General features: G+C 69.0%; 11 protein-coding genes. 5 read left to right on the top strand and 6 right to left on the bottom strand.

The annotated features are described in order from the left end of the window. Positions 1–343 precede the first annotated feature (343 nt). The 6 genes from guaA to guaB all read right to left on the bottom strand — a co-directional run bounded on the left by guaA (position 344) and on the right by guaB (position 6,702). Positions 344–1,924: a glutamine-hydrolyzing GMP synthase gene (gene guaA, locus QRO03_RS14385; RefSeq protein ID WP_285138161.1), complete on the bottom strand. Its 1,581-nt coding sequence runs from the start codon at positions 1,922–1,924 to the stop codon at positions 344–346. Then, a complete protein-coding gene (locus QRO03_RS14380) occupies positions 1,921–2,442 on the bottom strand; it encodes a DUF3817 domain-containing protein (protein ID WP_285138160.1) in 522 nt (173 codons plus the stop codon). Before QRO03_RS14380 ends, guaA begins: the two co-directional genes overlap by 4 nt. Positions 2,443–2,452: 10 nt before the next feature. Next, the gene (locus QRO03_RS14375; protein WP_285138159.1) at positions 2,453–3,322 is read right to left on the bottom strand and encodes an SURF1 family protein; all 870 of its coding nucleotides are present in this window, start codon (positions 3,320–3,322) and stop codon (positions 2,453–2,455) included. Positions 3,323–3,332: 10 nt separating this feature from the next. After that, positions 3,333–4,448, bottom strand: coding sequence for a GuaB3 family IMP dehydrogenase-related protein (locus QRO03_RS14370; RefSeq protein ID WP_285138165.1), 1,116 nt, complete (start codon positions 4,446–4,448; stop codon positions 3,333–3,335). Positions 4,449–4,463: 15 nt separating this feature from the next. Further along, positions 4,464–5,126, bottom strand: a complete 663-nt coding sequence (locus QRO03_RS14365) for a TMEM175 family protein (protein ID WP_285138158.1) — start codon at positions 5,124–5,126, stop codon at positions 4,464–4,466. Between the two features lie 73 nt (positions 5,127–5,199). After that, a complete protein-coding gene (gene guaB, locus QRO03_RS14360; RefSeq protein WP_285138157.1) occupies positions 5,200–6,702 on the bottom strand; it encodes an IMP dehydrogenase in 1,503 nt (500 codons plus the stop codon). Positions 6,703–6,997: 295 nt separating this feature from the next. Between guaB and QRO03_RS14355 the strand changes: the two genes are divergently transcribed. From QRO03_RS14355 to QRO03_RS14335, 5 genes are read left to right on the top strand one after another with little or no spacing between them, the layout of a single operon-like run. Next, positions 6,998–8,305, top strand: a complete 1,308-nt coding sequence (locus QRO03_RS14355) for a branched-chain amino acid ABC transporter permease (RefSeq protein WP_285138156.1) — start codon at positions 6,998–7,000, stop codon at positions 8,303–8,305. A gap of 11 nt (positions 8,306–8,316) precedes the next feature. Next, positions 8,317–9,297: a branched-chain amino acid ABC transporter permease gene (locus QRO03_RS14350; RefSeq protein WP_285138155.1), complete on the top strand. Its 981-nt coding sequence runs from the start codon at positions 8,317–8,319 to the stop codon at positions 9,295–9,297. Continuing rightward, the gene (locus QRO03_RS14345) at positions 9,290–10,222 is read left to right on the top strand and encodes an ABC transporter ATP-binding protein (RefSeq protein ID WP_285138154.1); all 933 of its coding nucleotides are present in this window, start codon (positions 9,290–9,292) and stop codon (positions 10,220–10,222) included. The genes QRO03_RS14350 and QRO03_RS14345 overlap by 8 nt, the downstream gene beginning before the upstream one ends. Further along, a complete protein-coding gene (locus QRO03_RS14340; RefSeq protein WP_285138153.1) occupies positions 10,222–11,004 on the top strand; it encodes an ABC transporter ATP-binding protein in 783 nt (260 codons plus the stop codon). Before QRO03_RS14345 ends, QRO03_RS14340 begins: the two co-directional genes overlap by 1 nt. A 38-nt stretch (positions 11,005–11,042) precedes the next feature. Then, the gene (locus QRO03_RS14335) at positions 11,043–11,831 is read left to right on the top strand and encodes a hypothetical protein (RefSeq protein WP_285138152.1); all 789 of its coding nucleotides are present in this window, start codon (positions 11,043–11,045) and stop codon (positions 11,829–11,831) included. Positions 11,832–11,868 lie beyond the last annotated feature (37 nt).

The raw sequence follows: 11,868 nt of genomic DNA, 5'->3' as shown, positions 1-11,868 counted from the left end.
TCCCTCCGGGTCGATCGGGGTAGGGGCCCCGCCCTCCACCCGGCGCGCCGCAGGCCCGCCCCTACCCCGCGCAGGCAGACGACAGACCAACGGCGCCGACCACTCGCAGAGAGCAGAGTGCCGCATCCCTCCAGGTCGATCGGGGTAGGGGCCCCGCCCTCCACCCGGCGCGCCGCAGGCGCGCCCATACCCCGCGCAGGCAGACGACAGAGCAACGGCGACGACGTCCGGTGCAGGGGTGTCGTCTTCGAGTCAATCGGGGAAGGGGCCCCGCTCTTGACTCGAAGGCGACACCCCGGAGCCGGACGACGACGCCGTTGCGGGGTCAGGAGTCAGCCGAAGCTCACTCCCACTCGATCGTCCCCGGCGGCTTCGACGTCACGTCGAGGACGACGCGGTTGACGTCGCGCACCTCGTTGGTGATGCGGTTGGAGATCTTCGACAGCACGTCGTAGGGCAGACGCGTCCAGTCGGCGGTCATCGCGTCTTCGCTCGAGACGGGACGCAGCACGATGGGGTGGCCGTAGGTGCGGCCGTCTCCCTGGACGCCGACGGAGCGCACGTCGGCCAGCAGCACGACGGGGCACTGCCAGATCTCGCCGTCGAGGCCGGCTTTGGTCAGTTCGGCGCGGGCGATGGCGTCGGCCTCACGCAGGATCTCGAGGCGGTCAGCGGTGACCTCGCCCACGATGCGGATGCCAAGACCCGGCCCCGGAAAGGGCTGGCGGCCGACGATCGCTTCGGGAAGCCCCAGCTCGCGGCCGATGGCGCGCACCTCGTCTTTGAACAGGGTGCGCAGCGGCTCGACGAGCTCGAACTGCAGGTCTTCGGGGAGTCCGCCGACGTTGTGGTGGCTCTTGATGTTGGCGGTGCCGGCTCCGCCGCCCGATTCCACGACGTCGGGATAGAGGGTGCCCTGCACGAGGAACCGCACCTGCTCGCCCTCGGCCTTCGCCTCGGCGACGAGGTCGGCCTGCACCTGCTCGAACGCGCGGATGAATTCGCGGCCGATGATCTTGCGCTTCTGCTCGGGGTCGCTGACGCCGGCGAGGGCGTTGAGGAACGTCTCGCGCGCGTCGACGGTGATGAGCTTCACGCCGGTGGAGGCGACGTAGTCGTTCTCGACCTGCTCGCGCTCGCCCTGGCGGAGGAGGCCGTGGTCGACGAAGACGGCGATGAGCTGGTCGCCGACGGCCTCGTGCACGAGAGCGGTCGAGACGGCGGAGTCCACGCCGCCCGACAGTGCCGAGATCACGCGGGCGCTGCCGACCTGCTGGCGGATGCGCTCGACCTGTTCGGCGATGACGTTGCCGCTGTTCCAGTCGGCGGGGAGTCCCGCGGCCTTGTGCAGGAAGTTCTCGATGACGTGCTGACCGTGGTCGGAGTGCTTCACTTCCGGATGCCACTGCACGCCGTACATGCGGCGCGCGTCGCTCGCGAACGCGGCGACGGGCGTGTGCGCGGTGCGGGCGAGGACCTCGAAGCCCTCGGGAGCGCGGGAGACCTGGTCGCCGTGGCTCATCCACACGTTCTGGTCGACCGGCTGACCCTGCAGCAGCGTGCCCTCGGTCACGATCGTGGCGTCGGTGGCGCCGTACTCGCGCAGGCCCGTGTTCGCGACCTCGCCGCCGAGCGCCTTCGCCATGACCTGGAAGCCGTAGCAGATGCCGAGGGTCGGCACGTCGAGGTCGAACACGCCGCTGTCGAGGCTGGGAGCGCCGTCTTCGTACACGGACGACGGGCCGCCCGACAGGATGATGCCGACGGGGTTCTTCGCCGCGATCTCGTCCGCCGTGGCGGTGTGGGGGACGATCTCGCTGTACACGCCGGCTTCGCGCACCCGACGGGCGATGAGCTGTGCGTACTGGGCGCCGAAGTCGACGACGAGGACGGGGCGCTGGGACGTTTCGGTCTGTTCGGTCACCGGTTGCCTTCCGGGGTGGGAACGGGAGCGTCGGCCTGGGCGGCTTCGCGCTCGGCGAGGTAGGCGCGCACGCTCCGGGCGGTGCGCACCTCGAGGATGAAGGAGAGGAAGGGCACCACGCCACCGAGGGCGAGGAACACGAAGCGGCGGAACGGCCACCGCATGAGGCTCCATACGCGGAAGCACGAGAAGAGGTAGACCACGTAGAACCAGCCGTGGGCGACGAGGATCGCGAGCGAGACGTTGACGCCGTCTCCGGTCGACAGGATCTCGCAACCGCTGCCACCCGGGACGAACAGTGAGAACCACTGGCAGTCGGGACCGGGCACGGCATCCGCGAACCACAGGAAGCCACCGGAACCGCCGAGGAACAGCTCCACGTGAATGGGCGTGTACTTCAGGATCATCTCCGCGACCAGCAGCAGCAGGCCGACGCCGGTGATGATCGAGCAGATCTGGTAGAACTTCAGGGCTCCGCGGATCGCCGGGAACGAGGCGAGCTTGGGGGCGCGGGGCATGGATGCCAGTCTACTCGCGAGACACTGGGGGCCCTGCCGCGAGGGCTTCGGACTGTTCGTCCTCGAGGTCTTCGACCTCTTTCTCCCAGGCGTCGCGAGCGAGGCGGTACCAGAGGTAGAGCGCGAAGCCGGCGAAGACCGCCCACTCGGCGGCGTAGAAGATGTTCAACCAGTTCACCCGTGAACGCTCGTCGGGCGCCGGCGACGAGATGTCGACGAGCGGACCGATGGCGGTCTGCGACGCGATGTACTGCCGGTAGACGCTCACGTCGGTGATGTCGTGCCACCGGCCGAGCAGCATGGCGGGAGACATCCGGGTGAGGGTGTACGGGTCGGCGCCCGACGGCGGCACGGACGGCCCCTCGTCGGAGATCAGACGTCCGGTGACCTCGACCACCGCCGTCGGGTCGGTCTCGACCTGTCGCTCGAGCTCGGCGGCGGCGGCGTTCGCCTGGTCGAGGCTCGGGGTCCAGCCGGTCGCCACGGCGACCGAGGTTCGTTCCTCGGCACCGGCGACGCGGAGCTGCCCGGTGACCCAGTACCCCTCGACGTCGTCGTTGTACCGCGAGGAGACGACGATGAAATCGGATGCCACCCACGTGCCCGTCACCTCGACCCGCTGACCGACGAGGGGTTCGGGGAGGTAGTCACCCGGCTCGACCACGTCGGCGAGCGGACGGACGACCTCGGTCATGCCCGGCTCGGGCGGCGAGGTGTCGACCGCGCGACCCAACTGCCACTGCCCGAGCCACGCGAGGACTCCCGCCACGACGAGAGAGAATGCCAGCAGCGCGATCCAGCGCGGCCGCAGCATCACCTCCCGCAGGGTGGGCGGGAAGATCTGCGGGGGCGCCGGATCGGTCGCGGGGGCGGATGTCATGCGGTGCCGGTCAGTGACCGTAGGGGGCGACGACGACCTCGACGCGCTGGAACTCCTTGAGGTCGGAGTAGCCGGTAGTGGCCATCGACTTCTTCAGCGCCCCGATGAGGTTGGCGGTACCGTCGGCGACGGGCGCCGGGCCGTAGAGGATCTGTTCGAGCGGCCCGACGCGGTCGACGGCGACTCGACGGCCGCGCGGTAGCTTGGCGTGGTGCGCCTCGGGGCCCCAGTGGAAGCCGCGTCCGGGCGCGTCGGTCGCGCGAGCCAGGGCGACGCCGAGCATGACGGCATCCGCGCCCATGGCGAGGGCCTTCACGATGTCGCCCGAGGTGCCCACGCCGCCGTCGGCGATGACGTGCACGTACCGGCCGCCCGATTCGTCGAGGTAGTCGCGCCGCGCTCCGGCGACATCGGCGACGGCGGTGGCCATCGGGGCGTGCAGACCGAGGGTCGCCCGGGTGGTCGAGGCCGCTCCCCCACCGAAGCCGACGAGCACGCCCGCGGCGCCCGTGCGCATGAGGTGCAGGGCGGCGGTGTACGTGGCGGCACCGCCGACGATCACGGGCACGTCGAGGTCGTAGATGAACTTCTTGAGGTTCAGCGGTTCGGCGACCTTCGAGACGTGCTCCGCCGACACGGTGGTGCCGCGGATGACGAAGAGGTCGACGCCGGCCGCGACGACGGTCTCGTAGAGGTCTTGCGTGCGCTGGGGGGTCAGGGCCCCGGCCACGGGGACGCCCGCGTCGCGCACCTCGGCGAGGCGGTCGCGCACCAGCTCGGGCTTGATCGGCTCGGTGTAGAGCTCCTGCATGCGGCGGGTCGCGTCAGCCTCGGGGAGCGTCGCGATCTCGGCCAGGTGCGGCTCGGGGTCGTCGTAGCGGGTCCACAGCCCCTCGAGATCGAGGACGCCGAGACCGCCGAGCCGACCGAGCTCGATGGCCGTGCGGGGGCTGACGACGGAATCCATGGGGGCACCCAGGACGGGGATCTCGAACGAGAACGCGTCGATCGTCCACGCGGTCGAGACGTCTTCGGGGTTGCGCGTGCGCCGCGACGGCACGACGGCGATGTCGTCGAAGGTGTAGGCGCGGCGGGCGCGCTTCGCGCGGCCGAGATCGATCTCCATGGTCACCCGCCCAGCCTACCCGCGCCCTCCGACCTCATCGTCGGCGGGGGAGAGCTCGATCGGCGCGTTGCCGCCCCGCAGAAGTCGCGTCAGCAGTCCGTCGAAGAAGAAGACGAGAAAGGCGATCGAGCCCACGAGGGGGCTCAACGCGACCGCCACGACGCTCAGGAGCATGGCGCTCAGGCCCGCCCGCCCGACGCGGCGTGCGTCGTCGCGCGAGAGGTCGGGGATCGCGTCGGAGCGGACGGCCCACACCCACTGGATCCACCCGAGAAGAATCGCGAGGAAGAAGTTGACGGGGAGGAGCACCCGTCCGAGGAAGAGATCGGCGTAGGTCGTGTTCAGCGACGACGTGAACGGCACGAGCACGACGAAGAGCAGACGGAAGCTGTTGATCCACATGCCCAGGGCATCGATGCGGGCGATGTACTCGAACTGGCGCACGTGCGTCATCCACATCAGGCACAGGATGAGGAAGCTGATCGCGAACGAGAACACCGGGTGCGCCAGATCGCGCAGCGCGGCGGAGAGGTCGGCGTCGGTGGTGACCGAGCCCAGCGGCTGGTCGGTCAGCCCCAGCACGAGCAGGGTGGCGGCGATCGCGAAGACCCCGTCGGTGAAGGCCTCGGTGCGCCGCGCCGACACCGACGCGTCGGGGTGACTCCTCCGCCGGATCATGCGCACAGCGTAGCGCCACCCTCCGACGACGACGGGCCGGGCAGTCACTGCCCGGCCCGCCGTGAAGAACGCGTTATCGCTTGTAGTTCGGTGCCTCGACGACGATCTGCACGTCGTGGGGGTGCGACTCCTTGAGCCCCGCCGAGGTGATGCGGACGAAGCGGCCCTTCGTCTTCAGCTCTTCGACGGTGCGGGCGCCGACGTAGAACATCGACTGACGCAGGCCTCCGATGAGCTGGTAGGCCACCGCGGCGACCGGACCGCGGTACGGCACCTGACCCTCGATGCCCTCGGGGATGAGCTTGTCGTCGCTGGGCACGTCGGCCTGGAAGTAACGGTCCTTCGAGTAGGAGGTCTTCTTGCCGCGCGTCTGCAGTGCGCCCAGCGAACCCATTCCGCGGTACTGCTTGAACTGCTTGCCGCCCTGGAAGACGATCTCGCCCGGCGACTCGTCGGTTCCGGCGAGGAGGGAGCCGAGCATGACGGTGTCCGCGCCGGCGACGAGGGCCTTGGCGATGTCGCCCGAGTACTGCAACCCACCGTCGGCGATCACGGGCACACCGGCGGGGATCGCGGCCTGCGCGGCCTCGTAGATGGCGGTGACCTGGGGCACGCCCACGCCCGCGACCACGCGGGTGGTGCAGATCGAGCCCGGGCCGACGCCCACCTTCACGGCGTCCACTCCCGCATCGATGAGCGCCTGGGCGCCCTCGCGGGTGGCGACGTTGCCGCCGATGACGTCGATGTGGTCGAAGGTCGGGTCGGCCTTGAGGCGACGCACGATGTCGATCACGCCCGCGGACTGACCGTTGGCGGTGTCGACGACGAGCACGTCGACGCCGGCGTCGCGCAGCGCCTCGGCGCGCTGCCAGGCGTCACCGAAGAAGCCGATCGCCGCGCCCACCCGGAGGCGGCCCTGGTCGTCCTTGGTGGCGAGGGGGTACTTCTCGCTCTTGTCGAAGTCCTTGATCGTGATGAGACCGGCGAGCTTGCCCTCGTCGTCGACGAGTGGCAGCTTCTCGACGCGGTGCTTCGCGAACGTCGCGATGACGTCGTTGGCGTGGATGCCGACGTGCCCGGTGATCAGGCCGTCCTTGGTCATGACGTCCTTGACCTTCGTCGTCTGACGCTCGAAACCCGAGACGAAGCGCATGTCGCGGTTGGTGATGATGCCGACGAGCACGCCGTCGGGGTCGACCACGGGCAGACCCGAGATGCGGTACTGCGCGCACATCGCGTCGACCTCGGCCACGGTGGCATCCGGGTTCGTCGTGATGGGGTTCGAGACCATGCCCGACTCGCTGCGCTTGACCTGGTCGACGATGCCGGCCTGGTCGTCGATCGAGAGGTTGCGGTGCACGATGCCGATGCCGCCCTGACGGGCGATCGCGATGGCCATGCGCGCCTCGGTGACGGTGTCCATGGCGCTGGAGAGAAGAGGGGTCGCCACCGTGATGCGGCGGGTCAGACGCGACGACGTGTCGGCCTCGCTCGGGATGACGTCGGTGTGCCCCGGAAGCAGCAACACGTCGTCGTAGGTCAGTCCGATGAAACCGAAGGGGTCGTGCTGCTCCATGGATCCTCCTGCGCGCGCGGCGCCTGTGTGAAAGGGGACGTCGTCGGCCGGAGCGCGGGTTCGCGTGCTCCGCCTGCGATTCTAAGCGTCGGGAGGCTGGGAAACATTCCCGTGAACACTGGCCGCCATGCGAAGCGGGCACAACACGGTTCGCTAACGACGCGGTCGGCGAAACACCCGCGACACATTACGCTCGTAGCGTCGACCGTCGAAGCTGACGGGACGACTTCGTCAGCGCTGCCGAACTGGAGATTCCGTGGGTCATTCCTCCCCCACCGCGATACGATCGCGAACTTTGTCCCGCCTGGCCGTGATCGTCTCGCTCTTCGCGAGCGCGATCGCCGTCATGAGCCTGTTCTTCGCGTCACCCGCGATGGCGCAGGCCACGCAGGCGCCCACCCCCGCCGCATCGGCGGGCACCGGTGACGTCTCGACCCAATTCTCGATCGGAGGCATCATCCGCGCGGGCGACGACCCGGTCGAGGGCGTCGAGGTGCTCGTCTCCGGTTCGGGCTTCTCCGAGACCGGCACGACCGGCGCCGATGGGCGCTGGGCGGTGGCCGTCCCCGGACCCGGCGAGTACACGGCCGAGCTGCAGGTGGACACGCTGCCCGACGGCGTCGCTCCGCGCGACCCCGACAACGTCACCCGCGACGTCACGATCGGCACGACCAACACGGTCAACGTGCTTTTCCCGACGGGTGAGGGCACGGCGGCCAGCGGAACCATCTGGGACACGCTCTTCTCTCGCTTCTTCTACGGCCTGAACTTCGGCCTTCTGCTGGCACTGGCCGCGATCGGCATCTCGCTGATCTTCGGAACGACCGGCGTGAACAACTTCGCCCACGGCGAGATGCTCACCTTCGGCGCGATCATCTTCTACGTCTTCACGGCGATGGGCTGGAACCTGCTGCTGGCGATCCTGCTGACGGTGGTGCTCTCGGCCGCGCTCGGCTGGACTCAGGATGCCGTGCTGTTCAAACCGCTGCGAAAACGCGGGGTGGGCTTGGTCCAAGTGCTGATCGTCACGATCGGTCTGTCGATCGTGCTGCGCTACCTGTACCTGTACTTCTTCGACGGCGGAACGCGCAACATCGCGACCGGGATCACCGACAACGTCACCATCGGCCCCGTCACGGTGACGCTCACCTCGATCATCAGCATGGGCATCAGCATCGTGATGCTCGGCCTCGTCGGGTACTTCCTCACCCGCACGCGCATCGGCAAGGCGACCCGCGCGGTGAGCGACAACGCGTCGCTCGCCGCCGCATCCGGTATCAACGTCGACCGGGTGATCCGCATCGTCTGGGTGCTCGCGGGTGCGCTCACGGGCCTCTCCGGCGTCCTCTACGGCCTCTACCGCGGCGTCACGTGGGACATGGGCTTCGCCATCCTTCTGCTGCTGTTCGCCGCGGTCACGCTGGGCGGACTCGGGAGCGCGTTCGGCGCGCTCGTGGGCTCGCTCATCATCGGCATCATCACGGAACTGTCGACCATCGTCATCCCACCCGACCTGCGGTACGCGGTGGCCCTGATCGTGCTCATCGGCGTGCTGCTGTTCCGGCCGCAAGGTGTGCTCGGTCGTAAAGAGCGGATCGGTTGAGGAAAGACGACATGGACTGGTTTTCGATCTTCAACAACGCCGCGGGCGAGCTCATCAGCCCGACCACCGCGGCCTACGCCCTCGCCGCCATCGGACTCAGCGTGCACTTCGGTTACGCGGGTCTGCTCAACTTCGGTCAGGCGGGCTTCATGGCCGTCGGCGCCTACGCCTTCGCCATCGCGACGCTCTCGCTCTCGGCACCGGTGTGGCTCGCCATCCTCATCGCCATCGCCGCCTCGGTGCTCTTCGCGTTCCTTCTCGGCATCCCGACCCTGCGTCTGCGCGCCGACTACCTCGCGATCGTCACGATCGCAGCGGCAGAGATCGTGCGCTACGTCGTGTCGACCGTGGGTCTGACCGACATCACCGGTGGCTCGCAGGGCCTGAACGGCTACAACCGCGAGTTCCAGGCGCTGAACCCCCTGCCCGCCGGCACCTACGGCATCGGGCCGTGGACTTACTCGGCGAACGACTGGTGGGTCCGCGTCTTCGGCTGGGGCCTCGTCATCATCGCCACGATCCTCGTCTACCTCCTGATGCGCAGCCCCTGGGGCCGCGTGGTCAAGGGCATCCGCGAGGACGAGGACGCCGTGCGCAGCCTCGGCAAGAACGTCTACTCCTACAAGATGCAGGCTCTCGTGCTGGGTGGTGTCATGGGCGGCCTCGCGGGCGTGGTGTTCATCCTCCCCCGCGCCGTGCAGCCCGGTAACTACGGAACGGCGCTGACGTTCTTCATCTGGACCGCCCTCCTGCTCGGCGGGGCCGCGACCCTGCTCGGCCCGATCGTCGGATCGATGCTGTTCTGGGTGCTCCTGTCGCTGTCGAACGGCATCATCGTGGGGTTGCGCGACGTCGGCATCCTGGGCTTCATGTCCAGCACGCAGACGGGGCAGGTGCGCTTCATCCTCGTCGGCATCGGACTGATGCTCCTGGTGATCTTCCGACCACAGGGCATCTTCGGCAACAAGAAGGAGCTGTCGTTCAATGTCTGACACGACCCTCACCCACCCGCTCGTCAAGGGCGATGTCGGCCCCGGCTGCGCCAAGGTCGACCCGATCGTCGTCGCCGACGGCGTCACCCGGCAGTTCGGCGGGCTCAAGGCCGTCCACGTCGAGCACCTCGAGATCCCGCGCGGACAGATCACCGCTCTGATCGGCCCGAACGGTGCCGGCAAGACGACGCTGTTCAACCTGCTGACCGGCTTCGACAAGCCCAACACGGGTCGTTGGAGCTTCGAGGGGTCGAACCTCGCCGGTGTCCCCGCGTTCAGGGTCTCGCGCAAGGGGATGGTGCGCACCTTCCAGCTCACCAAGTCACTCGGGCGCCTGTCGGTGCTGCAGAACATGCTGCTCGGCGCCCGCGGGCAGAAGGGCGAGAACATCTTCCGCGCCCTGATCCCCTCGACCTGGCGCTCGCAGGAGCAGGCGAACACCGATCGGGCCGACGACCTGCTGCGCCGGTTCAAGCTGGATGCCAAGCGCGAGGACTTCGCCGCGTCGCTCTCGGGCGGCCAGCGCAAGCTCCTCGAGATGGCCCGCGCGCTCATGAGCGACCCGAAGCTGGTCATGCTCGACGAGCCCATGGCCGGCGTGAACCCCGCGCTGACGCAGAGCCTGCTCGGGCACATCCTCGACCTGAAGAAGGAGGGGATGAGCGTGCTGTTCGTCGAGCACGACATGCACATGGTGCGTCACATCTCCGACTGGGTCGTCGTCATGGCCGAGGGGCGCGTCGTCGCCGAGGGTCCGCCCGACACCGTGATGAGCGACCAGGCCGTCATCGACGCCTACCTGGGCGCCCACCACGACACCGATCTCGGCGACATGACCACGTCGCAGCTCGAGACCATCCAGTCCGAGGCCGCCGCCGAGGCGGAAGCGGAGCTCATCGCCGACGAGAAGGACGGCAAGCTCTGATGGCCGACACCGCCACCACCACGCGCACCGCGGTGCTGCGTACCGACGACCTCGTCGCCGGGTACCTGCCGGGTGTGAACATCCTCAACGGGTGCACGGTCGACGCCTACCAGGGCGACCTGATCGGCATCATCGGCCCCAACGGCGCGGGCAAGTCGACGCTGCTGAAGGCCATCTTCGGCCAGGTGAAGATCCGCAGCGGCGCCGTGCTGCTCAACGGCGAGGACATCACCTCGCTCAAGGCCGACAAGCTCGTCGGCAAGGGCGTCGGCATGGTGCCGCAGAACAACAACGTGTTCCCGAGCCTGTCGATCGAAGAGAACCTGCAGATGGGTCTCTTCCAGCGGCCCAAGGTGTTCGCGGAGCGCTTCGAGTTCGTCAGCGGGCTGTTCCCCGAGCTGGCCAAGCGGCGCCGGCAGCGCGCCGGATCGCTCTCGGGCGGCGAGCGCCAGATGGTCGCCATGGGCCGCGCGCTCATGATGGACCCCTCGGTGCTGTTGCTCGACGAGCCGTCGGCCGGTCTCTCCCCCGTGCGCCAGGACGAGACGTTCCTGCGCGTGGCCGAGATCAACCGCGCGGGCGTGACGATCATCATGGTCGAGCAGAACGCGCGCCGATGCCTGCAGATCTGCCACCGCGCCTACGTGCTCGACCAGGGCAAGGACGCGTACACGGGAACCGGTCGAGAGCTTCTCACCGACCCCCGCGTCATCGAGCTGTACCTCGGCACGCTGGCCGCCGACGAGGACGCCAAGCGCGATCGTCCGCAGCCCGAGGCCTGATCGACCGTCGACTGATCGCGAGTGCGGCGCTCACCCTGGTGGGCGTCGCACTCTCGGCATGTTCGGCCCCGGCACAGCCCGCGCCGTCGCTCGAGGTCGTCCTCGTGCAGCAACGCGGCGACATCGCCGTCGGCCGGGTGCAGCTACGGGTGACCAACACCTCGGACTCCCCCGCGACGTTCACGGCGGCATCGTTCTCTTCCCCCGTGTTCGACGGTCCCGCGCAGTGGGATGCCCCGCGGCCGACGACGCTGAATCCGGGGCGCACCGTGGATCTCCCGGTGATCCTGCCCACCATCCGCTGCGAAGCCGCCGACGACGCGCCCGAGGCGACGCTCACGGTCGACGGGGAGCAGACGACCGTCCCCTTGGAGGACACCCTCGATGTGCTCGGGCACGCGAGCGCCACGGCATGCGACCGGGACGCGCTGGCATCCGTGGTCCGCGTGACGGCTTCGGCGGCGACCGCCGGCGCCGACGGCTCGATCATCCTGAGTCTCGCGCTCGATCCGGCTCAGAGCGGCGACGGGACGGCCCAGCTCGTCGCCCTGCGGGGAACCGTGCTGCTGCGGTTCGCGGCCGGTGACGAAGCGCCCCTGAACACGACGGTCTCCGCCGGCGACGCGCCGTCGATCCTCGACGTCGCTGTGGTGCCTCAACGCTGTGACGCGCACGCCATCGCCGAAGACAAGGTCGGGACGCTGTTCGACCTCGTCGCCCGCGTCGACGGACGCGAGGTGGTCGTCCCCCTGGAGCGGTCGAAGGACGTCGCCGCCGCGCTCCTGGTGCTCACCGCGCAGGTGTGCGGGTTGACGCCGACGGGTTGAGTCCGCCTCACTGCCTCTCCCGCTCCTCGGCTGCACC

The organism is Microbacterium sp. lyk4-40-TSB-66 (genome assembly GCF_030209475.1).
Lineage (GTDB): Bacteria > Actinomycetota > Actinomycetes > Actinomycetales > Microbacteriaceae > Microbacterium.
This window is presented reverse-complemented; position numbering and strand designations above follow the sequence as displayed.

Bases quoted from the DNA above. Each gene is read 5' to 3' on its own strand.
- QRO03_RS14345 (WP_285138154.1), top strand. From the start codon at position 9,290: ATGTCTGACACGACCCTCACCCACCCGCTCGTCAAGGGCGATGTCGGC.
- QRO03_RS14375 (WP_285138159.1), bottom strand. From the start codon at position 3,322: ATGACATCCGCCCCCGCGACCGATCCGGCGCCCCCGCAGATCTTCCCG.
- QRO03_RS14365 (WP_285138158.1), bottom strand. From the start codon at position 5,126: ATGATCCGGCGGAGGAGTCACCCCGACGCGTCGGTGTCGGCGCGGCGC.
- QRO03_RS14380 (WP_285138160.1), bottom strand. From the start codon at position 2,442: ATGCCCCGCGCCCCCAAGCTCGCCTCGTTCCCGGCGATCCGCGGAGCC.
- QRO03_RS14340 (WP_285138153.1), top strand. From the start codon at position 10,222: ATGGCCGACACCGCCACCACCACGCGCACCGCGGTGCTGCGTACCGAC.
- QRO03_RS14370 (WP_285138165.1), bottom strand. From the start codon at position 4,448: ATGGAGATCGATCTCGGCCGCGCGAAGCGCGCCCGCCGCGCCTACACC.
- QRO03_RS14350 (WP_285138155.1), top strand. From the start codon at position 8,317: ATGGACTGGTTTTCGATCTTCAACAACGCCGCGGGCGAGCTCATCAGC.
- guaB (WP_285138157.1), bottom strand. From the start codon at position 6,702: ATGGAGCAGCACGACCCCTTCGGTTTCATCGGACTGACCTACGACGAC.